Genomic DNA, 22,307 nt, shown 5'->3' on the forward strand with positions numbered 1-22,307 from the left:
ACTAGGATTAAAGCGAACAGCGCGCGGACTGTGTGCGATGAGTCACGCGTGCGATGCGTCAGGCGCCGTTCGTGCTGCAGAACCCTGTCGCCACCGATCCCGCCGGCCTCGCATCCGGCTCCGGCAATCTACTTGCGATTCTCCTCGCAAAATTTCAGCGCCGCCAGCGCTTCACCGGCACGCGGCACCTGCATCTCGATGCTGTCGTCGTCATCGTCCTCGAAATCGAGCGAGAGACGCTTGGCCTTGGACAGCCGGTCCATCATGGACTGATCGTATTCGAAGATGCCGCGAACGGTGGTCTTGTCCATGACCTCCCACTTGGCCTTCTTCATGATATCGGCGTCATCGGTCCCGACATCGGCCCGGAGAATCTCGCCGACCTTGTCCCACTCCCAGCCGTCATAGATCATGACGATGACGATAGCTTTCTCGGAATAGGTGATGACGATGACATAGTCCCGGTTCTCGTCTTCCTTGTCCTTGTAGCCGCGGCTCGCATTGCAATGTGCGTCTTGCGTACGCTTTTCGATGGTCCAGTCGCCGACTTTGGCTTGTTGCGCCTGCACCGGCCTCGCGGTCAAAGCGACGGCGCTCAAGGCGCCGGCCAGCAACCCGGCGGCGAGAAGAGATCGTTTCATGTCAGCCTCCAGCGTGTTCCCCGGACCGAGATGACCACCTCTGCCGGTGACCCGCAAGGGCTTCGGGGGGTGCGTAGGGCGCCGGCCCTGCCCTACTCCTGCCGCGGCACGATCGCGATCGGGGTGAAGGTGTAAACCTCCTCGCCGTTCTGGTTGAACATCGTCCATTTCACCAATGCGATGCCCTGGGGCTTCGACTTCGACGGCGTCAGGCTCATGACCTCCCCGACCAGATGCAGACGGTCATCGGGCCGTACCGGGATGGTCCAGCGCAGCCCATCGACGCCAGCGCCGATCAGCGGATGCGGGCCGAAGGGGCGGGTCTGGATCGCGAGGCTCATGGCAATCGCGGCGGTGTGCCATCCCGAGGCAGCGAGACCCCCGAACAGGGTCTGCTTGGCGGCTTCGTGGTCGAGATGCATCGGCTGCGGATCGAACTCGGCCGCGAACCGCTTGATGTCGGCCGCGGTGACGTGAACTTCGGGGGATTTGAACTGCATTCCAATGGTGAGATCGTCGAACCACTCGACTTGCGCCATGATTTCGCCTCGCCATGTGATGCGCCGCCTCGCGGCTAATGGGATTGAGCAAGAGCGGGATGTAGCGGCTCCGCAGCGCACAAACCAGCCCGGGGTTCCCCAAGAAACCCGTTTCCAGATGCGACGAAACACGCCTGAAACAGATGGTCGGTTATCTGGTTGTCAAAATCATACAGGGACGGCCACCATGCAATTCTTCCTCGACCTGATCTGGGATCATTCCTGCTGTCAGCACCTCGTCGCCCTGCCGCCGCAGGAGGATGAGCTATGATCGAGCTGATCTCGGCCTTGCTCGCGCTTTGCAGCGTCGGCGTTTTTGCAGCGCACGCGGTGGATGCCTATCGCACCACACATTACTGATAGCCTTGCACTGATAGCCTTGCTCTAGGCTGATAGCCTTGCCCTAGAACGGCCGCCGGTAGAAGTGCTCCGAATGTGTTGCCGGCGGAAACCTGTTGGCGAGCGCGAGAGCTCCCCTCTCGTCGGTTTCGAGCGCGATCTTCTGTGCGAGCATGACGTCGCCGGGGACGAGAAAGCCTGACGGGACGAAGCACCACCCCATCGTCGCATTTCCGGCCGCATCGATCTCATGGACATTGGCGGCGGTGCCATAGTGGATGCGATAGGTCTTGCCGGTATCGCAGCCGACGACATCGAAATGCCGGTACTGCTCAAATTGGACGCGCTGCGCCGGCGACAGCCATTCGGCCAGGAGCCGGCGGCCGCGGGCATCCGGCGTGTTCTCGCCGAAGAAGCGCCGATAGAGTTCGCGTAGCGCATGCAGACGCGCACGCGCCGGCGCGCGGAGCCAGACCGCCGCGATCATGAGCAGCTCAGATCAACCGCCGACCAGGCGGGGATAGAACAGCGTTTCCTGCGCGGTCGGGTCGAACGATCGGATCCGGGTGACCTCGCCAGGTCCGGTTCGCAGCGCGGCGGTGAAGCCCGCTCCGGTCAGCTCCCGAAAGCGCCGTTCGGCCCGCGCTAGCGCTTCGGCATTGCCAGGATCAAACTCGTGGCGCGTGTCGCCAGTCTGGTCCATCACGATCTGGGTTGCCATGTTGAGTCTCCTCATGCCCAGCCCTGTTCGATCAAAGCAAACCTCGTGCCGTCGGTTCCTGATGGCAACAACTTTCTCTTGTCGGCGCATCACGCCTTGCTGAGCAGGAGCGTGTTCAAGCGAAGTGGATGCCGGTTCGCACAAAGAAAACGCGCCAAGAACAAGAAGCTAGAACCCCCTTCGAAACGGGGCTCTGGTCAGCGCGATGCGGCCGTTCCTCCGCCCTCGTCGATCTGCCGTCCCATCAGGGCGATCGCCTTCTGATAAACGCCGGCGGCATTCCAGGCTTCGATGGCGACGAAATTCGGTTCACCCGGCTGGTAACCGGCTCCTGCACGCCAGCCATGGGCCTTGAGGAAATTCGCCGTCGAGTTCAGCGCATTGGCGGCAACCTCGAGATTGCCGGTGCCATAGGCCAGGATGTTCTTGGGCATGAACTGGGTCTGGCCGACTTCGCCGTGCATCGAGCCGCGGGTTGCCCCCGACAGCGTGCCGCGATCGATCAGCTTCAGCGCCGCATAGAGCTGCTCGGTGAAGAATTCGGGACGGCGGCAGTCATAGGCGAGCGTCGCGATCGAGGAGAGCATGTTCTGGTTGCCGCGCTGGCTGCCGAATCCGGTTTCCATGCCCCAGATCGCAATCAACGGGCCCGGCGGAACGCCATAGCGCTGCTGGATCGAGGCGAACAAGGCAGCCTGCGACTGCTTGAGCTGGCGGCCCTTGGCCACAATGGTTGTGGCGCCGCGCTTGGCGAGGAACTGGTCGAGCGTTAGCGAGAAGCTGCGCTGGCCACGATCGGCCGCGATGGTGGCACTGGCGTAATTGGTCTGCACCAGGGCCGCGAGCGCGGTCTGGCCAACGCCCTTGCCCTGCGCCTCCGCGCTGAACTCGCGCTTCCAGGCCTCGAAGCCGGCCGACGAGCTGCCGCATTGCGCGGCGTGGGCGGCGGGCGCCACGCAGCTGAGCAGCGTCATCGCCCCAAAAACCGCCGCAGCTACAGTTCTGCCCCTGATCATGTCCGATGTCCTCTCTCTGGCGCGATCCGATGCCCGAGCTTACCCGGACGAAGGCGCCGACTCCATGGCATGATCATACGACAGTTCCAGTCCAACCAAATTGCCCTCCTTGCGCCACTTGTCGAGCAGCCGCAGGAATGCCACCGGCCCGCGCCAATACTGGCTGTTTCTCGCCGCGATCGGATCGAACACGCCTTCATTGTTGTAGTAGCCGGGCGTGCATTCGGCGAGATAGGTCTGGCGGCCGAGCGCGGCTTTGACCACCTCCTCGACCCAGGCGTTTTCGGCCGCCAGCGTCGGCTCGAGGGTTCGCGCCTTGCGCTTGCGCGCTTCGGCGATCACGTAGGCGATGTGCTGCGACTGCTCGTCGATGATGTGCGGGAAGTTGGCGCTCTGGCCGGCCTGCACCATGACGATCAGGAAGCAGTTCGGGAAGCCGCGGCTGTAGAAGCCATGCATCGTCTTGACGCCGTCGCGCCAGCGCTCGGACAGGCTGACGCCGTCACGGCCGTAGACCTCAAAGCCCACGCGACGGGCGTAATCGGTACCGACTTCGAAACCGCTGGCATAGATCAGGCAGTCAAGTTCGTAGGCGTGGCCGTCGACCACGACGGCATTCTCGGTGATGCGATCGACGCCCTGTCCCCTGGTGTCAACGAGATGCACGTTGGGGCGATTAAAGGTGTCGAGATATTCGTCGTGGAAACACGGCCGTTTGCAGAAGGCCTTGTACCAGGGCTTTAACGCCGAAGCCGTCGCCTCGTCCTTGACGATCGCATCGACGCGCGCTCGGATCTCCTCCATCTTGCGATAATCGGCCTGCTCGATGACCTTGAGCGCCTCCTCGATCGAGGTCACCGGCTGGGACTGGCGGCGCGGTGCCAGCAGTATCTCGCCGAGCAGGCCGGTCCAGCCGTCCTGCACCAGATCCTGTTCGAATGGTTCGCCCGAGATCACGGCGGTGAAATTGTCCATGCGTTCGCGCTGCCAGCCGGGCCTGAGCCGCTGCGCCCAGCTCTGATCCGTCGGGCGGTCGTCCCGCACGCCGATCGCCGACGGCGTACGTTGGAAAACGTAGAGCTCCTTGGCCGAGCGGCCGAGATGCGGCACGCATTGCACGGCGGTGGCACCGGTGCCGATGATCCCGACGCGTTTGTCGCCAAGACCACTAAGATCACCTTCGGCCGTGCCCCCGGTGTAGGCGTAATCCCAGCGGCTGGTGTGGAAGCTGTGTCCCTTGAAGCTTTCGATACCGGGAATGCCGGGCAGCTTCGGACGGCTCAGCGGGCCTCCAGCAAGGATGACGAAGCGCGCGCGGATGCAATCACCGCGATCGGTCTCGACCAGCCAAATTGCCTCCTGCTCTTGCCATTCCATGCGCGTGATGACGGTCTGAAACAGCGCGCGCTCATAGAGATCGAAGTGACGGCCGATGCGGCGCGAATGCTCGTAGATCTCGGGTGCTCGTGCATATTTGCGCACGGGCATGTAGCCGGTCTCTTCCAGCAACGGCAGGTAGATGTAGCTCTCGGTATCGCAGGCCGCGCCAGGGTAGCGATTCCAGTACCAGGTGCCACCGAAATCGGCGGCCTTTTCCACGACGCGGAAATCATCGATGCCGGCTTCGCGCAGTCGTGCGCCGCACAGAAGGCCGCCGAAGCCGCCGCCGACGATGAGCACCTCGGTCCGTTCGCTGACAGCCTCACGCGCGAATCCGGAATTGGCCCAGGGATCGTCGAGATAGCGCCCGAACTCGCCGGTCACCTCGACATATTGCGCCTTGCCCTCGGTGCGCAGGCGCCGATCGCGCTCGTCGCGATAGCGCGCACGGAGTGCGTCAATGTCGAGTGTAGATTCGCCGGCTGCGCCGGTCTTGTGTCTTTGCGCTGACATCCGTTTCCTCCCCGGCGGATACTGCTTCGCCGGCAGCTCGCATCACTTAGCCCTGAAAAAGTGACGCATGCAATCACGTCCCTCGCTTTTTGGCGTGAACGTCGCCTGGCGTTCCGCTAACCTCAAACGCACATCACAAGCGTACGTCATGCAACGACATGGCGGTCCGGAGGAGACGATGCAGGGATTGATGATGGACATGCCGCTCCTGATCAGCGGCCTGATCCAGTATGCCGCCGATTATCACGGCGAGGCCGAGGTCGTCGCCCGCGAGATCGAAGGCGACATCCATCGCTACACCTATGCCGACGCCCATCCGCGCATCAAGCGCATGGCGTTGGCGCTCAAGAGGCTCGGCATGATGCCCGGTGACCGCGTCGGCACGCTGGCCTGGAATACACACCGGCATTTCGAGATGTTCTACGCCGCGCCGGGCATGGGCTATGTGCTGCACACCATCAACCCGCGGCTGTTCCCCGAGCAGCTCGTCTACATCGTCAATCACGCCGACGACCGGCTGCTGTTCATCGACCGTGCCACGCTGCCGATCGTGGAGGCGATCGCGCCGCAGCTCACATCGATCGAAGCCTATGTCGTGATGTGCTCGCGCGAGCGGATGCCCGAGACCAAGCTTGCCAACGTGCATTGCTACGAGGAGCTTCTGGACAACGAGAACGACGCCGGCTTTGCCTGGCCGGAGTTCGACGAAAAATCGGCGTCCACCATCTGCTACACCTCCGGCACCACCGGCAATCCCAAAGGCGTGATCTATTCGCACCGCGCCGCGATCCTGCAGACCATGGTCTCCTGCAATTTCGACTTCCTGCCCGGGCACCTGGAAGGCGTGCGCGAGGTGATGATGCCGATGGCGCCGCTGTTCCACGGCAACGGCTGGAACATGCCGTTCACCGCGCCCTATACCGGCTCGAAGCTGGTGCTGCCCGGCCGCAATTACGAGCCCGACAAGCTCTACGAGCTGCTCGAAGGCGAGAAGGTGACGCTGTCCGCGGGCGTGCCGAGCTTCTGGCTGATCCTGCTCGACTGGCTCGGACGCACCGGCAACAGGTTTTCGACGCTTCGTGCAACATTGTCGTCAGGCTCGGCGCCGCCGGGCGCGATGGTCGAGAAGCTCAAGCGCGAGTATGACATCGACTACGTCCAGGCCTGGGGCATGACCGAGGCGCTCGGCTGCTCGATGCCTGGCCTGCGGCCGGGCTCCGAGCATCTCGACGACAAGGAGAAGTTCGACCGCCGCCAGGTGTCCGGCCGCGCCTGTTTCGGCACCGCCTTGCGCATCGTCGACGACGGCGGCAACGAGCTGCCGCGCGACGGCAAGAGTGTCGGCCATCTGCGCGCGCGAGGACCGTGGGTTGCGTCCGGCTACATGAAACTCGACGAAGGCCTCGACCGCGACGGCTGGCTGATCACCGGCGACATGGCCGTGATCGATCCCCAGGGCCACGTCACGCTGACCGACCGCTCCAAGGACGTGATCAAGTCCGGCGGCGAATGGATCTCCTCGATCCAGCTCGAGGACGTCGCCTTGTCTCACCCCGATGTGCTGCAAGCCGCCGTGGTCGCGATCAATCATGAGAAATGGCAGGAACGACCTCTGCTCCTCGTCGTCCGCAAGAAGGGCGCGACCGTCGACGGCAAGACGCTGCTCGAGCACATGCGCCCGAAGATCGCGAGCTGGTGGATGCCCGACGCCGTCGAGTTCATGGACGAGTTCCCGATGACCGGCACCGGCAAGGTGCTCAAATCAGCGTTGCGCGAGAAATTCAAAGGGTATCGCGTCGCCTGAGCCGATTGCGCCCGGCCTGTCCATCGATCAAGGAGACAAAGATGCTCTACCCGATGTCGCCCAAAGTCGTCGAGCTCAAGCGCAGGCTCGAAAGTTTCATGGACCGGCACATCTATCCGAACGAGGAACGCTTTTATCGCGAGGCGGAGGAGCTGGGTCCCTGGAAAGTCTATCCGGTCGTCGAGGAGCTGAAGCCGCTGGCGCGCGCCGAAGGCCTCTGGAATCTGTTCCTGCCGGACTCCGGCCACGGTGCAGGCCTGACCAATCTTGAGTATGCCCCGCTCTGCGAGGTCATGGGCCGCTCGCATCTCGCACCCGAAGTCTTCAACTGTTCGGCGCCCGACACCGGCAACATGGAGGTGCTGGAGCGCTATGGCACGGAGAAGGACAAGGAGCGCTGGCTGAAGCCGCTGCTCGCGGGCGAAATCCGCTCCTGCTTCGCCATGACCGAGCCTGCCGTCGCCTCATCCGATGCGACCAACATCGAAAGCTCGATCGTTCGCGAGGGCGACCATTACATCATCAACGGCCGCAAATGGTACACCACCAACGCGACCGACCCGCGCTGCAAGATCTGCATCTTCATGGGCAAGACCGATCCTGACAATGCGGACCGCCACAAGCAGCAATCCATGATCCTGGTGCCGATGGACACAGCGGGCGTCGAGGTCAAGCGCCCCCTGCCCGTGTTCGGCTTCTACGGTGTGCCCGACCGTGCCTCCGAGGTCGTCTTCACCGATGTGCGCGTGCCCAAGGAGAACATGCTGCTCGGCGAGGGTCGCGGCTTCGAGATCGCGCAGGGACGCCTCGGCCCGGGGCGTATCCACCACTGCATGCGGCTGATCGGGCTCTCCGAACGCACGCTGGAGAAGATGTGCCGGAGGGTGCGCAGCCGCGTCGCCTTCGGCAAGCCGGTCTCCGAGCAGACGGTGACGCAGGAACGCATCGCAGAAGCCCGCATCATGATCGAGCAGGCCCGGCTGCTGACGCTCAACGCCGCCTACGCGATGGACATCGTCGGCAACAAGGTGGCGAAAGCCGAGATCGCGATGATCAAGGTCGCCGTGCCCAACATGGCCTGCCAGATCATCGACTGGGCGATCCAGGCCCACGGCGGCGGCGGCACGTCCAACGATTTCGGATTGACCCAGGCCTACGCGACCGCGCGTTTGCTACGTCTCGCCGACGGCCCGGACGAGGTCCACAGGAACCAGATCGCGCGGTTCGAGCTGAAGAAATATTCGAACGCTTGAATCGGGCGATGGCAATCGCATCTACTTCAACACCTCGACCGTCGCCGAGCGTCCCGCGACCAGCGACATATTCTCAGGCACCGGATCCAGCGCGATGCGCACCGGCACGCGCTGAGCGAGGCGTACCCAGCTGAAGGTCGGGTTGACGTTGGCGAGCAGGCTCGCGCCCTCGGCTCGGTCGCGGTCCTCGATGCCGGCAGCGATGCTCTCGACATGGCCTAAAAGCGTGACCTTCTCGCCCATCAGGCGGACTTGGACTTTGTCACCGATTCGGATCCGCGCGAGTTTCGTCTCTTCGAAATAGCCTTCGACATGCAGCGTGTCGATGTCGACGAGTGCCATCACGCCCTTCCCGGCCGTCACGTAAGCGCCGGGACGCAGATCCATGTTGGTGATCACGCCGTTCACAGAGGCATGCACCTCGCTGCGATCGAGATTGAGCTGGGCGACCGCGCGGTCGGCAACGGCCTGGTCAAAGGCAGCCCTGGCCTGGAGCTGGGTGGCCAGAACCTGCTCCTGCTTCTGCTGTGACACCGCATCCGTCGTCAGCGCGCTGTAGCGCTTCAAATCGGCATTGGCCTGATCGAGCGTGGCCTGATGACCGGCCACCGACGCATCGGCTTGCCGCAGCGCCAGCGCAAAACGCTCGCGATCGATCTTGAACAGGACGTCACCGCGATGGACCTTCTGATTGTCCTTCACCAGCACTTCGGTCACGAAGCCCGACACATCGGGCGCGACCTGCACCACGTCGGCACGCACGCGGCCGTCGCGCGTCCAGGGCTGCTCCATGTAATAGACCCAGAGTTCGCGGCCGACAGCGAGCGCCGCGACGACGACGATCGCAGTCAGCAGGAGGCGACCGAGCCAGGCGAAATTCCCCTTCATGCGAGATACTCCGAGAGATAGACGACGACGCCGAGAAGGCAGACGAAGATCGCGAAATCGAACAGCGCGCGGTGCCAGACCAGCCGATAGAGATCGAAGCGCTGCATGAAGCGGCGCAGCAGAGCACTCAGGGCAAAGGCGATGATGATCCACAACAGCAGCGCCGGCACGAGCACACCGTAGATATCGATCACGTATCTCATGCCGCAACACTCTCGCCTGCACGCGGCCGATAGGCCGGCGCATCCGGAAACAGGCCGCGCCTGATGCCGACGAGGCCCACCAGGGCGTCCTCGCGCGCCGTTTCGTTGGGATCCTTCACCGCCCGGGCCAGTGCCCGATCGACGCTCGTCAGAAGCTCGGCGGGCATTCCATCGCCCGCATATTTGCGGCAGGCGATAGCGAGCTGATCGAGCATGTCGTCGATGACGGCAATGGTGGACGCCGCAAGTCCATAGCGGGCACGGCGCAGATCGATCACGTTAATTCCGATACGGAGCTGGACCAGGCTGTCGGTATCGCGCCGGTCGCTCTCCGAGAGAAAGGCGATGCGCTGTACGAGCAATCCGAGCCGGTGCAGCATGAGGCCTGCGAATTCAGCGCGATCGCCCTTGCCGCGCCGCTCGGCGGCAACAGCCAGCGTCTCCCAGTTCGACAGCACCAGGCGATTTGCGATCCACTCCGCCCCCACCCCACGCGCGATCCGTGTCACAAGCTCGGCGATCGCAACGCCGACGAAGAAGGCAACCGCGGAGTTGGCGTAGGCCGCGAAGTCCGCGCTGTAGGTCGATTGCAGCGCCAGCAGCGTTGCCGTGTTCGCCGCGAGCGCCATGCCGGTACCCGCCGTCGCCGGCCGCGCGATCAGGAAGCCGTAGAGCAAGAAGGTCGGCGCCAGCGCGGCGACCAGAACCTCGAGATGGGAGATCGCGGGCACCAGCGCGAACAGGTAGATCGCGACGACGACAATGGCGACCAGCGACCACAGGCCGAAGCTGCGGATGAAGCGTGCAGGCTCGTCCTGCGCGGCAAAGAACGAGCACGCGACGGCCGCCATCATCGGCGCCGAGGCGCCGTCAGGCCAGCCGGTGCCGATCCAGAAAGCGCAACAGATCAGGATCGCCGACGCCGCGCCGGCGGCCGACCACAGGGCAAGGCCGCGATCCCTGTGGCGCACCGGCGCGGCACCGGCTTCGGAATGGAAGTCCAGATCGAGGGACGAGACGTTCCGGTTCTCCGCAATCGCTTCCGTCAGGGCGCGGCAATCGCGCGAGAGGTCGACCAGCTCGCGTAGCCGCCACAACAGGCTGGTGACGATGATCCGCTCCCAGGAGGCGCTGTCGTCGAGGATCGCCTGCTGCCCTGCGATCATGGCACGAATCCGCTCGGCGGGCTGCCGAGCGTTGACGTCGCTCGTGATCCATCCCGCGAGATCTTCCAAGAGCCGCTTCAGCTCGGGCTGCCGCCGCAATGCCTCCTCCCCCAGCGCGGCCAGCCGGTCCTCGAGCGAAGCGATCACGGGCAAAAGCATCAGCATGCGGAGCCGGATTTCGCCTAACCCGACGACGGCATTGCGGTCGGTCAGCCGGTCATAGGCAAGATGGGCCGAAAGCGTGTCGATCTCGACGATGTCGGTCGCAAGCTTGATGCGCTTGCCGCGGCGCGTTTCGTTGGTCCCGTGACGCAGCAGGACAACTTGACTCAGGCGCTGCGCGTCCGCCAGCCAGTTGTCGATGCGATTGGCAACAGCCGGCGCGACGCTACGCGGGAATACGATGGTCGAAACCAGGCTGGCGCAGATGATGCCGAGCGAGATTTCCTCGAGCCTTGCCACCGCGGTGTCGAAGATGGCGCCCGGCTCGGACACCGAAGGAAAGCCGATCAGCGCCACCGTATACCCGGCCAGCATGAAGACATAGCTGCGCGGTGTGCCGTCGAGCAGCGAAAGGTAAAGACAGAGCCCGACCCAGAGCGCGATTGCCAGGCACAGCAGCTCGGGTGCATCGATCAGGTTCGGAACGAGCGCCACCGTCATGACCGCGCCGACCAACGTGCCCATCACGCGGAAGAAAGCCTTCGAGCTGGTTGCGCCCGCCAGCGGCTGCGAAGTGATGTAGACGGTCGCCATCGCCCAATAGGGCCGCGGCAGATCCATTGCCAGCGCGATGACGAGCGCCAGGATTGACGCGGCGAACGTCTTCAAAGCGAAAATGAGGTCCGCGTGGCGGACCAGGAAGGGCTCATCTGCGCGCATGGCTATTTCGCTTCGGCGTCGGTCTTCATGGCTTGCATGCGGCTTACCCGCGGTCCTATGCGCTGGAGAGTCGCGAAGGTGACCGCAAGTTCCTCGGAGCGGGCAAGAGCAAGCTGGCCCGCACCCGCCAGGGCCCGAGGGCGGCGCGGGTTCCCGACGGCCTGCTGACATCTCGGCGGGCCGCTTGCGCGCGCTCCCTCTGGCGGCGACAGCCCTCGCCTCAGTTCGCTACGTAGACATCCGGATCGAAGCTGGAGCTCGGCTTCTTGAAGGCGTTGCGCAAGGCGCTCGACATCGGGACGTTGTAGTTGAGGCCGTTTGGTGGCGTCGGCGATTCCAGCCACTTCCTGTAGAGGACCTCGATCTCCTGGCTCGCGTACAGCTCTGCAGTCGCGCGGTCGGCGAGCGCCTTGAACGGAGCGTCCTCTCGCCGCAGCATGATCCCGTAAGGCTCGGGCTTCGAGAACGTCTCCTCACTGATCATGAAGAGCTGTGGTTCCTTCGAGCGCGCGATCGCCACCGCGAGCTGCACGTCGTCGAGCGCGTAGGCCTGGGCGCGGTCGGTTTCCAGCAACAGGAAGGCTTCGGCCTGGTCCTTGGCCGGCATCACATTGATGCCGAGATTGCGCTCGGTGTTGACCTTGGCGAGCTGCGTCAGGTTGACCGAGCCGGCCACTGCCGTCACCGCTTTGCCCTTGAGATCGTCGATGGTGTTGATCTTTGCGGCTTTCTTGGCCGCAAATCGCGTGGCGCTGAGGAAGTGCGTGTTGGTGAAGGCGACCTGCTTCTGGCGATCGGCATTGTTGGTGGTCGCCGAGCAATGCAGGTCGAGCGTCCCGTTGACCATCAGCGGAATCCGGTTCGACGACGTCACGGCGAGGGTCTCGACGGCGATGTCGGGCATGCCGAGCTGCTTTTTCACGGCATCCACGATCCTGAGGCAGATATCCATGGCAAAGCCGACCGGCTTCTGATTGCCGTCGAGGTAGCTGAAGGGGACCGAGGCCTCCTGATAGCCCAGCGTGATCTTCTTCGTTTCTTTCACTTTCTGGAGCGTGCCCGACAGGTCTTCGGCGGAGCTGGCAGTCGCAAGGCATGTGAGGGCCAGGAGAACAGTGGGTAAACGCATCGGGAACTCCTCGAGGAGGCTCGCGCCTCCATGCCGGGCGCAGCGATCGCACCGTTGATAGCGCAGGCGCGCAGCAGCCGCCACACGAGCTTGCATCGATCAGCTATCGCGGCTTGCGATATGGTGACCGGCCTTTTGTCCGCCTGGAGTCGAGGCGCCTTAAGCGCCAGGATGGCTGTTACGCGTCGATGCCGCGCTGGACCAGGATCCGCTCGGCGCTGTCGTTCCAGACGTCCATCTTGGTGATCTGGCCATTCCGCACCACGAAGCGGTCGACGTAGCGGTTGCCCTCGAACGCGGTCCCATCCATCCATTCGCCGTAGAGCGTGCCGACGCTATAGACCACGGTCTCACCGTCGCCGGGGCAGACGTCGAACCGATCCATCTTCTTCTTGACCCAGCGGTAGCGCTTGGCGTTGAACGCGGTCGGGCCCCGCGGATGATCGAACTCGCGCCCGCCGGTAAAGGTGATCACCGTGCCCGGCGCCATATAGGCCGCCGCGGCGTCCGGATCGGGGATCATCGACGCCGTGAGATAGGCTTCAACGATCTCGGCGTCGGACGACGGACCGGCTTCGGCTTTTGCGGCAGCGGACATGGCTCAATCTCCCGGGCTTGCGGAATACTAACGCCACTCTCGGGGAATACGTGCATATATTTTGAACATTTCCGTCGCTACACTGCCGACAATCTGGAGCCGCCAAACGCGGCCGAATGCACTAAATTCCTTCCGCAAGAGCCATGACCGCGCAACCCGCCTTTGACCTCATCTTTCGCAACGCCTTGCTGCGCGGTGCCGCCGCCCCAATGGACATCGGCGTCACGCGCGGCCGGATCACCGCCATCGAACCGACGCTCGCCTGCGAGGCCGTCGAGGTCGATGTCGGCGGGCGTCTCGCCCTGCCCGGCTTCGTCGACAGCCACATCCATCTCGACAAGGCCTGCCTGCTCGGCCGCTGCGGGCATGATCACGGCAGCGTCTCCGAAGCGATCCGCGCCGTCTCCGGGATGAAGAAGGATTTCTCGGTCGAGGACGTCTACGCGCGCGGCGCCCGGGTGCTCGAACGTGCCATCGTCCACGGCACCACGCGCATGCGAACCCACGTCGAGATCGATCCGCGCATCGGCTTGCGCGGCTTCGAGGCGGTGAAGGCGCTGAAGCGTGACTATGCCTGGGCGATCGACCTGTCGCTCTGTGTCTTTCCGCAGGAAGGCCTTACCAACGATCCCGGCAGCGAGGAGCTTCTGGTCCAGGCGCTGCGCGACGGGGGCGAGGTGATCGGCGGCTGTCCTTACACGGACACCGATCCGAACGCCCATCTCGCACGCATCTTCGATCTCGCCGAGGCGTTCGATGTAGACGTCGATCTCCATCTCGATTTCGATCTCGATCCCTCCTGGTGGCACCTCGACGAGGTCTGCCGGCAGACCGAGCGACGCAACTACGGGGGGCGCGTGGCAATCGGCCATGCGACGAAACTCTCCGCCCTGCCACCGGAGCGGCTGAAGGCCGCCACCGCGCAACTGGCGAAGGCCGGCGTTGCCGTCACCGTGCTGCCAGCAACCGATCTCTATTTGATGGGGCGCGAAGCGACCCACAACGCGCCACGCGGGCTGACGCTCGCCCACAAGCTCGCCGCCGACGGCGTGGTGTGCTCGATCGCGACCAACAACGTGCTCAATCCCTTCACGCCTTTCGGCGATGCCTCACTGCTGCGAATGGCGAATTTCTACGCCAACGTCGCGCATGCCTCGGTCAACGACTTCGATACCTGCCTTGATCTCGTGACCGAGCTGCCGGCGCGGCTGATGAACCTTCTGGATTACGGCATCGAGGTTGGGAATCCAGCCGATCTCGTCGTGCTCGACACACAAGACAGCCGCTTCGCCATCGCCGAGCTGCCGGATATCGTGATGGGCTTCAAGAGCGGCCGGCAGACTTTTGCGCGTCAACGGCCCACTCTGTTCAGCCCCGGCCGCTGATCCGCTCTCAATGCATATCTGCATTGAAGGGCGGCCTATTTCCGAGCAGCTTCCGTTCGATGGTACCGCTGATGGTTCCGCAATTCCGAATCCGGTAGATTCCCGGATAGTAGATTCTTGCTGATTCCCGATAGCTACGCGCATTGCAAGTCCCGCGGTGCCGGTCATAGTAGGACCGGCACTGATGTCTGCATTCAACGGGGAAGCATCGACATGTTCAGCGCATTCAGCGGCATCGGCACTCACTCCATTCGAGCGAGAACGCCCAGCGAGGCCGCCCTGAAGCGGCTCGACGGCATCGGGCACGTCCTGTCGGACCTCGATCTGGCGGGCGTCCGGACACAGGATGACCTGACGCGCATGCTCCTGACGCTCGATACCGCCGACAAGTGTATTCGATCGATCCGCGCAGAATTCCGGACCGAAGTCGCGAACGATCGGCTGGCCCACAAGGCCGAAGATCTGATGGCGTTGATCGAACGCACCCGCGACGAGCTCACCGGCTGTCGCACGCCAAAGTCCTGAGCAGGAGCCACCCTATTTCTCGCGATTGATCTTCGCCAGGATTAGATCCGCCTCGGTGCGCCAATCAGCGCTGCGGGCGAACTCCTTGGTGCCTTTCGTTCCGAACAGGCCCTCATCGGCAAGGTCCGCCACCCAGGCCTGCCGCTCGGCGGTGCCCTGCGCGGACCACGGCGTCAGCCCCGCTTCACGCACGGTCTCGGCGACCTCCCGGACTTCCTCGGCGCGGCGGCGGCCGTGCTCGATCACGCGCTGGAAGCAATAAGCGCCCTGCTTCTCCCAATCGATGGTGGGAAAGGTTTCCGCCAGCGAAGCCAGTACCGCATCCTCGACGCCATAGGCGCGCGCGGTGGTGAAGCTTTCGATGACCATGGCCTCCAGGCCCTTGATCATGATGCTGCGACACATCTTCACCGCCGAGGAAACACCGAGCTCGTCGCTCGCAACCTTTGCCGCAAAACCGATCGCGTTCAAGAGCGGCTCAAGCTCCCTGGCACCGGGACCACCGAGCAGCAGCGGCACCTTGATGCGATAAGGCGGTACCGATGTCATCACCGCGCCCTCGACATAGCGTCCGGCGGCGCCATCGATCAGCGCGGCGGCGCACTGCTTGGCGCCGGGAGACGCCGAATTGAAATCCAGGAACCAGGTGCCCTGATTGATCGCGGCCGCGCAGGCCTTTGCCACCGGCACGGCCTGGCTCGCCGTGACCGCGGAGATGATGAAATCGGATTTGGCGGTCAGCTCGGCGTGAGACGCCGCCAGCGCCACACCGAATTTCGCCGCATGCTCCACCAGCGGTGCGCCCTGCTCGCCACCGAGCTTGATGTCAAAGGCTGAGACCTTGATGTCCTGCTGGCGCAAATCCTCGGCCAGGATCCTGCCGACCTCGCCGTAACCGACCAGTCCGATCTGCCATCGCTTGGGATCGCCCGCCATCAGTTCAGTCCTCGCGTTGTCTCGTCGAACAGCTCCTCGACCGCATAACGGCGCGGGATCAGCGCCTGCTGGAAGGCGTAGTCGACGATCAGCTCCAGCGGCTTCCTGTTGGCGTCGATCCCGAACGGCACAAGATCGGGCGTTGCCGCCGATCCCGCCTGCGCCTTGCTTTGCTTGAGGAGATCATAAATGCCCGATACCACGTCAGGACGCGATTTCGCCAACTGTTCGGTCACGACCACGAGATGGTTGACCGGCACGACGCCGCGACGGGCGTACCATTTGGCGGCTTCCGCGGCCGGATCGGGGAACAGCGTCTTCAGCTTGGGATCGGTCGAGGTCTCGCCGAGGACGGCGTCGAGCTCGCCGTCGATCAGCATCTGCAAGATCTTCTTGCCGTTCGGCGCGCGCTCAGTGGTGTCGACATATTCGGCGACGTGCGGATCCTCGAACGTGACCCAGCGGATGTTGTCGAGATTGACGCCGTAGTCGTTGGCGAGGATGCCTCTGATCCAGGCCCCGGTGGTGGTCGTGAAGGAGCGGATGCCGACGCGCTTGCCTTCGAGATCCGACGGTCCGAGCATTCCATGCGCAGGATTATAGAGCGCGTAGGAATGCTGGAAGCGGCCAAGCATGGTGGCAGGCAGTAGCACGAGCGGCTTGCCATGCGCCTTCGCCATCAGATAGGTGACGATCGCCATCTCGCAGACATCGAAGGCCTGCTCGCGCACCATCGGCTTGAACGCGGTGTTGGTCGGCGTGTACGCGATGAAATCGAGATCGAAGGGGTCGGAGCGGAGCTCACCGCTCCTCACCGCCTGGACATGGGGGTGACTGCCGAGCACGGCCTTCAGCTTGAGACGATCCATCGGCCCGCTCCACTTCTCTTCAGACATCCTCGGGATTGTCGACATAGACGAGCCCGGCCTTCGCCAAGGCCTCACGCATGCCGTACATGTCGAGGCCCAGTTCGCCCGAAGCCAGCCGCGTGCGTTTGCCGGCTTCGTCCGCGTTGCGCTTCTTCGCCTTCTCGGCGACTTCGGCCGCATGGCGCCTCGGCACCACTACGACGCCGTCGTCATCGGCCACGATGATGTCGCCGGGATCAACATTGACGCCGGCGCAGACCACGGGGACATTGACCGCGCCGAGCGTCGCCTTCACCGTCCCCTTGGCCGAGACCGCGCGCGACCACACCGGAAACTCCATCTCGTGCAGCGCCCTGACGTCGCGGCAGCCGGCATCGATGATCAGCCCCTGCACGCCGCGCGCCTGCAGCGAGGTCGCGAGCAGCTCACCGAACATGCCGTCGGTGTTGTCGGCGGTACAGCCGACGACGAGGATGTCGCCATTCCTGCACTGCTCGACCGCGACATGGATCATCCAGTTGTCGCCCGGCTGCGCCAGCACGGTGACGGCGGGACCGGCGATCGCCGCGCCCGGCCAGACCGGCCGCAGATACGGCTTCATCAGGCCGATGCGGCCATAGGCCTCGTGCACGGTCGAGACGCCGTACTCCGCCATCCCGGCGGGATCGGCACGCTTGATGTTGCGAACGACGACCGGCTTCATGCCAGCTCCTCCGCAACCGTCGGGAACAGGCGCTGATAAGCCTCGCCATACGTCATCGGCACGCCGGTGTTGCGGCTGCCCTGAATGCCGCGATTGAGCGCGACGCGCTCGTAATAGCCCCACAGGTGCTTCTGCGCGGCGAGGATCTGGAATGCCTCGTACTTCTCCTTCCAGACCTCGTCGATCTTGAGCAGCAGGTCCGGCTTGTAATTGCATTGCTCGGGCTGGTGTGGCTCGAACAGGAACACCGGAGGCGCCGAATATTTGTACTGCGCACCCGGCTTGTGGCCCATGGCCTGCGCGACCACGCGCGTTTCCTGCGCGAAATGCGCCGCGTTCGGATGGTCGAAATTATAGGGGTCTTCCAGCGCGTGCGTCAGCACGAAGCTCGGGTTGAGCTCGCGGTAGATGTCGACCATACGGTCGAAATGCGCTTCCGTCAGCTTCAGCGGATAGTCGCCGCAATCGAAGAACTCGATCTCGGCGCCGAGCAGTTTTGCAGCGCGCTCCGCCTCATCTTTGCGGCCGGCCTTGACCGATTCCAGCGTCGCGCCCTTTTCCTTCCAGGCGAACTGGCTCTCGCCGCGCTCGCCGTAGGACAAGCAGACGATCTTCATGCGATAGCCCTTTTTCGCATGCAGCGCGATGGCGCCGCCAGCCCGCCAGACGAAATCGCCCGGATGGGCCGTGATCACGAGACCTGTTTTCATGGGACAAACTCCCCTCTTCTGTTCGCAAGCGTCATAAGTTCGTCAAGCCGCGGCGGCGGGCTCCTCGCCGTCGAGCACGCGCTTCAGGCGGTCGCCATCGGGCGCGCCTTCCCATTTGGCAATCGCGATGGTCGCGACCGCGTTCCCGATCAGATTGGTCGGCGTCAGTCCCTGGGACATCAGGCGGTGGATGCCGAGCACGAGCGCCACGCTCGTCACCGGAATGCTGCCGGTGGCGGACAGCGTTGCCGCCAACACGACGAAGGCGGCCCCCGCGATGCCCGCCGCGCCCTTGGAGGTCACGAGCAGGATCAAGAGCAGCTCGATCTGCTCGGCGAGACCGAACGGCGTGTTGGTCGCCTGCGCCAGGAACACTGAGGCGGCGGCAAGGTAGAGGCAGGTGCCGTCGAGATTGAAGGAATAGCCGGTCGGGATCACGAGCCCGACCACACTCTTCTCGCAGCCGGCCTTCTCAAGCTTGGTCAGCATCCGCGGCAGCACCGTCTCGGACGATGTCGTGGCAATGCAGATTAGGAGCTCTTCCCAGATGTAGCGGATCAGCTTGAGCAGCGAGAAGCCGCACAGCCGCGCGACCGGGCCGAGCGCCACGATGATAAAGATCACGCAGGTGAGATAGAAGCCGCCCAGCAGCTTGCCGAGCGAGGCCAGCGAGCCGACGCCGAACTTGCCGACCGTGAAGGCGATGGCACCAAACGCGCCGATCGGCGCGGCCCACATCACGAATCCGACGACGGCGAATACCATCTTGGCGGCGATGTCGATGAGACTGACCAGCGGCGCGGCGCGCTCGCCGAGCTGCACCAGCGCAAATCCGCACAGTACGGCGATGAAGAGCACCTGGAGGATGTTGCCCTCGGCAAAGGCGCCGACAAACGTCACGGGCACGATGTTCATCACGAACGGCACGAAGCCGATCACGCCGGTCTGCTTGACATAAGGCTCGATCGCGCTGGCGTTGATGCCGGCGGGATCGATGTTCATGCCGACGCCCGGCTTGAGCAGATTGACCGCGACGAGGCCGATGATCAGCGCGATCGTAGTCATGATCTCGAAATAGACGATCGCCTTGACGGCGACGCGCCCCACCCGCGCCATGTCGGCCATATGCGCGATGCCATGGACGACCGTGCAGAAGATGATCGGCGCGATCAGCATCCGGATCGCCTTGATGAAGGCGTCGCCAAGCGGCTGCATCCTGGCGCCAACCTCGGGATTGACGATCCCAAGCGCGATGCCTGCCGCCATGGCGACGAGCACCTGGATCCAGAGCTCCTTCCACCAGGCGCGACCGCGCGGCTTGTCGATCGCAAGCGCCGTCATTGCTCGAACTCGAACAAGCGCGCCGGGTTATCGACGAGGATCTTCTGCTGATACTCCGGCTCCGGCGCGAACAGCGGGATCAGGTCGACGAGATCGCCGTCGTTCGGCATCGCCTTGACGTTGGGATGTGGCCAATCGGTGCCCCAGATGACGCGGTCGGGCGCGGTTTCGACGATCTTTCGCGCGAACGGAACGGCGTCGGTGAACGGAGGACCGCTAGAGGACACCCGCTCTGAGCCGCAGATCTTGACCCAGCACTTCTCGTCGCGCTGCATCAGCTCGATCAGGATCTTAAACGGCAATTGATCGAGCCCCTCGGACGCCTTCACCCGCCCCATATGGTCGATCGTGTAGCTCAGCGGCAGCCTTGTCAGCGTGTCGGCATATTCGGGCAGGTCGATCGCGTCGAAATGCAGGTCGATGTGCCAGCCGAGCGGTGCGACCATCGCGACGATGCGGTCGAACACCCGCTTGTCGGGAACGCCGCCGAGATGGCGAACGAAATTGAAGCGGCAGGCGCGGAAGCCTCCCTTGTGCAGCACGCGGAGCCCACGCTCCGTGATGGTGCCGTCGATATTGGCAACCGCGCGATAGGCGCCGTTGCTCTGCGCGATGGCATCGAGCGCCACCGTATTATCGGTGCCGTGCACACTGGCATTGACGATGACGGCACGCTCGACCCCGAGCTTGGCATGCAGCGTGCGGAAATCGGCGAGCGGCGCATCCGGCGGCGTGTAGGAACGGTCCGGCGCGTAAGGGTATTTCGCGCCGGGCCCGAAGATGTGGCAATGCGCATCGCATGCCAGCTTCGGCAGCTTGAACTTCGGCGTGCGCGTGTTCGGGTTGGGCGGCGGAATGGTCGGCGTGTACATCATTGCCATCGGATAAACCGCCGAACCAGATCGTGTCTTCAAGTCTTGCTGCTGACGACCGGCCGTCGCCGTGCTGGCGCCTGATCCAGCGCCGGCGCCTGGAACGCGGCCACGGTGGCTTGCACCAATTGCTCGATGGCACTTGCGGCATCGCTACCGTCGGCCTCGCCGCGCGACAGGCGCGAGACGCGATCCGGCGTCACCAGCGAATAATAGAGTGCGCCAAGCAGGAAGTGGCTGCGCCAGACGATATCTGTGCGCGGAACGTGCGGCAGGCTTTCGTGAACAGCATCGATGAAGGCGTGGCTGGTGTCGTCAAAAGTCTGTGCGATGATCTTTCGCGCGACTTCATTGCCCTCCGCGGACATCACCGCGCGCAGCCGCGTGAACCGCGCCCCACCCCCGGCAAGATCACTGCCCGAGGTGAAGGCCGGCACGACATAGGCCCGCACCACCGCTTCGAGCCGGTCCTGGAGATCGCGCACGCGCTTGGCGGCCGCGAGCAGCTCGGAACGGCGCAAATTCATTGGCCCGCAATGGCGCCGGTAGATCTCCAGCAGCAGGCCGTCCTTGGTCTTGAAATGATAGGTGACGCTGCCGGGATTGGCGCCGGCGGCCTGTGCAATATCGCGCACCGACACGGCGTTGAAGCCGTTGGTGGCGAACAGCTCCTCGGCCGCGGCGAGAATTGCCTCGCGCATGTTCGGCTTGCGGGCCGTTTCCTTGCTGGCGGGGTTGCGCGTCATGTGATTTGTACTATCGTACAAAAGATCAGGTCTCGTCAACAAGAACCATGGGCGGCGTCCGGACGGCTCGAAAGACCGACGGTCCACACGCAATGCTCGCAAGGAGTGCTGGAAAATGCTGGGTTTGAACAAGAAGATCGGCGGCTTGATGCTGGGTGCCGGTCTGCTGCTGGGAGGCGGCGCCGCGCAGGCCGCCGACAGCTATCCGAGCAAACCTGTTCACATCCTGGTGCCCTACGCTGCCGGCGGCGCGGTCGACGTGCTCGCGCGCACGCTCGGACAGGCATTGGCGAAAACCTGGGGCCAGCAGCCGGTGATCGACAACCGTCCCGGCGCCGGCGGCATCGTCGCCTCGCAGGCACTGACGCAAGCCGCCCCCGACGGCTACACGCTGATCCTGGTCGCGAGCGGTCATCCCCTCAACCAGTTCATCTATCCGAGCGTGCCTTACGACACCTTCAAGGACTTTACCGCGATCACCGAAGTCGCCTCCTCGCCGCTGGCGATCGTCGTCGCCAAGGACAGCCCCTACAAGACGCTCGGCGATCTCCTCGCTGCGGCGAAGAAGGCCCCTGACAAGCTCTCTTACGGTATGTCCGGCAACGGCACCTCGGCGCATCTCGCCGGTGAGCTGTTGAAATACATGTCCGGCACCAAGATCGTCGCGATCCCCTACAAGGGCGGCGCCCCCGCGCTGACCGCTGTGATCGCCGGCGACATCCCGCTCAGCATCAATCCACTTGCGGAAGCCATTAGCCAGATCGAAGGCGGTCCGGTGCGCGCGCTCGCGGTGACCTCGGCCGAACGCTCCAAGGCGCTACCCAATGTTCCGACCGTCGCCGAGTCGGGCGTGCCGGGTTACGACGTCTCCGTCTGGTGGGGCGTTCTTGGCCCGGCAAAAATGCCGCCGGAGATCGTGGCGAAGCTCGAAACCGATCTGAAGGCGGCGCTGCAGGACCCGAACGTGCTGTCGACGCTCGGCAAGATCGGCGCAGCCGCGGTCGGTTCGTCGTCGAGGGAATTCGACGCCTACATGCATTCCGAGGCGACCAAATGGGAGCCGGTGCTGAAGGCCGCCGACATCCGAGCGCAATGAGGTGCTTCGCATGAGGACCGGCGCGCTGGACACGATCCAGCGCCAGACCGGC

The 22,307-nt window shown here is 64.0% G+C and carries 23 protein-coding genes; 5 read left to right on the top strand and 18 right to left on the bottom strand.

The genetic code is table 11. The features are described from left to right. Positions 1–128: 128 nt before the first annotated feature. From IVA75_RS23980 to IVA75_RS24005, 6 genes are all read right to left on the bottom strand, one after another. Positions 129–641: a hypothetical protein gene (locus IVA75_RS23980; RefSeq protein WP_247286607.1), complete on the bottom strand. Its 513-nt coding sequence runs from the start codon at positions 639–641 to the stop codon at positions 129–131. Positions 642–733: 92 nt separating this feature from the next. After that, on the bottom strand, positions 734–1,180 hold the full coding sequence (locus IVA75_RS23985) for a MaoC family dehydratase (protein WP_247286609.1): 447 nt from the start codon (positions 1,178–1,180) through the stop codon (positions 734–736). A gap of 403 nt (positions 1,181–1,583) precedes the next feature. After that, positions 1,584–2,006 carry a hypothetical protein gene (locus tag IVA75_RS23990; RefSeq protein WP_247286611.1) on the bottom strand — a complete coding sequence of 141 codons (423 nt, stop codon included), beginning with the start codon at positions 2,004–2,006 and terminating at the stop codon, positions 1,584–1,586. Positions 2,007–2,018: 12 nt separating this feature from the next. After that, positions 2,019–2,240 carry a hypothetical protein gene (locus tag IVA75_RS23995; protein ID WP_007592399.1) on the bottom strand — a complete coding sequence of 74 codons (222 nt, stop codon included), beginning with the start codon at positions 2,238–2,240 and terminating at the stop codon, positions 2,019–2,021. A 197-nt stretch (positions 2,241–2,437) separates the two neighbouring features. Beyond that, on the bottom strand, positions 2,438–3,256 hold the full coding sequence (locus IVA75_RS24000) for a lytic murein transglycosylase (RefSeq protein WP_247286612.1): 819 nt from the start codon (positions 3,254–3,256) through the stop codon (positions 2,438–2,440). Between the two features lie 39 nt (positions 3,257–3,295). Continuing rightward, positions 3,296–5,149 carry an NAD(P)/FAD-dependent oxidoreductase gene (locus IVA75_RS24005; protein WP_247286615.1) on the bottom strand — a complete coding sequence of 618 codons (1,854 nt, stop codon included), beginning with the start codon at positions 5,147–5,149 and terminating at the stop codon, positions 3,296–3,298. Positions 5,150–5,327: 178 nt separating this feature from the next. Between IVA75_RS24005 and IVA75_RS24010 the strand changes: the two genes are divergently transcribed. Both IVA75_RS24010 and IVA75_RS24015 read left to right on the top strand, forming a co-directional pair. Continuing rightward, a complete protein-coding gene (locus tag IVA75_RS24010) occupies positions 5,328–6,953 on the top strand; it encodes a long-chain fatty acid--CoA ligase (RefSeq protein ID WP_247286617.1) in 1,626 nt (541 codons plus the stop codon). Between the two features lie 41 nt (positions 6,954–6,994). Beyond that, a complete protein-coding gene (locus IVA75_RS24015) occupies positions 6,995–8,206 on the top strand; it encodes an acyl-CoA dehydrogenase family protein (RefSeq protein WP_247286619.1) in 1,212 nt (403 codons plus the stop codon). A 21-nt stretch (positions 8,207–8,227) separates the two neighbouring features. On the opposite strand, the gene IVA75_RS24020 is transcribed toward IVA75_RS24015, so the two are convergent. The 5 genes from IVA75_RS24020 to IVA75_RS24040 all read right to left on the bottom strand — a co-directional run bounded on the left by IVA75_RS24020 (position 8,228) and on the right by IVA75_RS24040 (position 13,072). Then, complete coding sequence (locus tag IVA75_RS24020) at positions 8,228–9,094, bottom strand: HlyD family secretion protein (protein WP_027569487.1); 867 nt, start codon at positions 9,092–9,094, stop codon at positions 8,228–8,230. Further along, complete coding sequence (locus tag IVA75_RS24025; RefSeq protein WP_027569486.1) at positions 9,091–9,297, bottom strand: DUF1656 domain-containing protein; 207 nt, start codon at positions 9,295–9,297, stop codon at positions 9,091–9,093. The genes IVA75_RS24020 and IVA75_RS24025 overlap by 4 nt, the downstream gene beginning before the upstream one ends. After that, positions 9,294–11,345 carry an FUSC family protein gene (locus IVA75_RS24030; protein ID WP_247286621.1) on the bottom strand — a complete coding sequence of 684 codons (2,052 nt, stop codon included), beginning with the start codon at positions 11,343–11,345 and terminating at the stop codon, positions 9,294–9,296. The genes IVA75_RS24025 and IVA75_RS24030 overlap by 4 nt, the downstream gene beginning before the upstream one ends. 220 nt (positions 11,346–11,565) lie before the next feature. Next, the gene (locus tag IVA75_RS24035) at positions 11,566–12,474 is read right to left on the bottom strand and encodes an amino acid ABC transporter substrate-binding protein (RefSeq protein ID WP_247286623.1); all 909 of its coding nucleotides are present in this window, start codon (positions 12,472–12,474) and stop codon (positions 11,566–11,568) included. Between the two features lie 178 nt (positions 12,475–12,652). Then, entirely contained in the window at positions 12,653–13,072 is a 420-nt protein-coding gene (locus IVA75_RS24040; protein ID WP_247286624.1) for a nuclear transport factor 2 family protein, read from the bottom strand. 143 nt (positions 13,073–13,215) lie between these two features. Here IVA75_RS24040 and IVA75_RS24045 point away from each other — a divergent pair, with 143 nt between their 5' ends. Together IVA75_RS24045 and IVA75_RS24050 are read left to right on the top strand one after the other, a co-directional pair. Further along, complete coding sequence (locus IVA75_RS24045; RefSeq protein ID WP_247286625.1) at positions 13,216–14,457, top strand: amidohydrolase family protein; 1,242 nt, start codon at positions 13,216–13,218, stop codon at positions 14,455–14,457. Between the two features lie 213 nt (positions 14,458–14,670). Further along, positions 14,671–14,982, top strand: a complete 312-nt coding sequence (locus tag IVA75_RS24050; protein ID WP_247286626.1) for a hypothetical protein — start codon at positions 14,671–14,673, stop codon at positions 14,980–14,982. Between the two features lie 12 nt (positions 14,983–14,994). Here IVA75_RS24050 and IVA75_RS24055 read toward each other — a convergent pair whose 3' ends face one another. The 7 genes from IVA75_RS24055 to IVA75_RS24085 are packed head-to-tail and all read right to left on the bottom strand — an operon-like array spanning position 14,995 to position 21,159. Beyond that, on the bottom strand, positions 14,995–15,918 hold the full coding sequence (locus IVA75_RS24055) for an NAD(P)-dependent oxidoreductase (protein WP_247286627.1): 924 nt from the start codon (positions 15,916–15,918) through the stop codon (positions 14,995–14,997). Beyond that, complete coding sequence (locus tag IVA75_RS24060) at positions 15,918–16,787, bottom strand: hypothetical protein (protein ID WP_247286628.1); 870 nt, start codon at positions 16,785–16,787, stop codon at positions 15,918–15,920. The genes IVA75_RS24055 and IVA75_RS24060 overlap by 1 nt, the downstream gene beginning before the upstream one ends. A gap of 19 nt (positions 16,788–16,806) precedes the next feature. Beyond that, complete coding sequence (locus IVA75_RS24065; protein ID WP_247286629.1) at positions 16,807–17,490, bottom strand: 4-carboxy-4-hydroxy-2-oxoadipate aldolase/oxaloacetate decarboxylase; 684 nt, start codon at positions 17,488–17,490, stop codon at positions 16,807–16,809. Then, the gene (locus IVA75_RS24070) at positions 17,487–18,200 is read right to left on the bottom strand and encodes a PIG-L deacetylase family protein (RefSeq protein ID WP_247286630.1); all 714 of its coding nucleotides are present in this window, start codon (positions 18,198–18,200) and stop codon (positions 17,487–17,489) included. Before IVA75_RS24070 ends, IVA75_RS24065 begins: the two co-directional genes overlap by 4 nt. A 42-nt stretch (positions 18,201–18,242) precedes the next feature. Further along, positions 18,243–19,541: a C4-dicarboxylate transporter DctA gene (gene dctA, locus IVA75_RS24075; RefSeq protein ID WP_247286631.1), complete on the bottom strand. Its 1,299-nt coding sequence runs from the start codon at positions 19,539–19,541 to the stop codon at positions 18,243–18,245. Beyond that, positions 19,538–20,422 carry an amidohydrolase family protein gene (locus IVA75_RS24080; RefSeq protein WP_247286763.1) on the bottom strand — a complete coding sequence of 295 codons (885 nt, stop codon included), beginning with the start codon at positions 20,420–20,422 and terminating at the stop codon, positions 19,538–19,540. The genes dctA and IVA75_RS24080 overlap by 4 nt, the downstream gene beginning before the upstream one ends. A gap of 29 nt (positions 20,423–20,451) precedes the next feature. Then, the gene (locus IVA75_RS24085) at positions 20,452–21,159 is read right to left on the bottom strand and encodes a TetR family transcriptional regulator (protein ID WP_247286633.1); all 708 of its coding nucleotides are present in this window, start codon (positions 21,157–21,159) and stop codon (positions 20,452–20,454) included. 115 nt (positions 21,160–21,274) lie between these two features. On the opposite strand from IVA75_RS24085, the gene IVA75_RS24090 reads away from it, so the two are divergent. Further along, positions 21,275–22,255 carry a tripartite tricarboxylate transporter substrate binding protein gene (locus IVA75_RS24090; RefSeq protein WP_247286634.1) on the top strand — a complete coding sequence of 327 codons (981 nt, stop codon included), beginning with the start codon at positions 21,275–21,277 and terminating at the stop codon, positions 22,253–22,255. Positions 22,256–22,307 lie beyond the last annotated feature (52 nt).

Origin of the sequence: Bradyrhizobium sp. 134 (assembly GCF_023074155.1) — a bacterium.
Classification (GTDB): domain Bacteria; phylum Pseudomonadota; class Alphaproteobacteria; order Rhizobiales; family Xanthobacteraceae; genus Bradyrhizobium.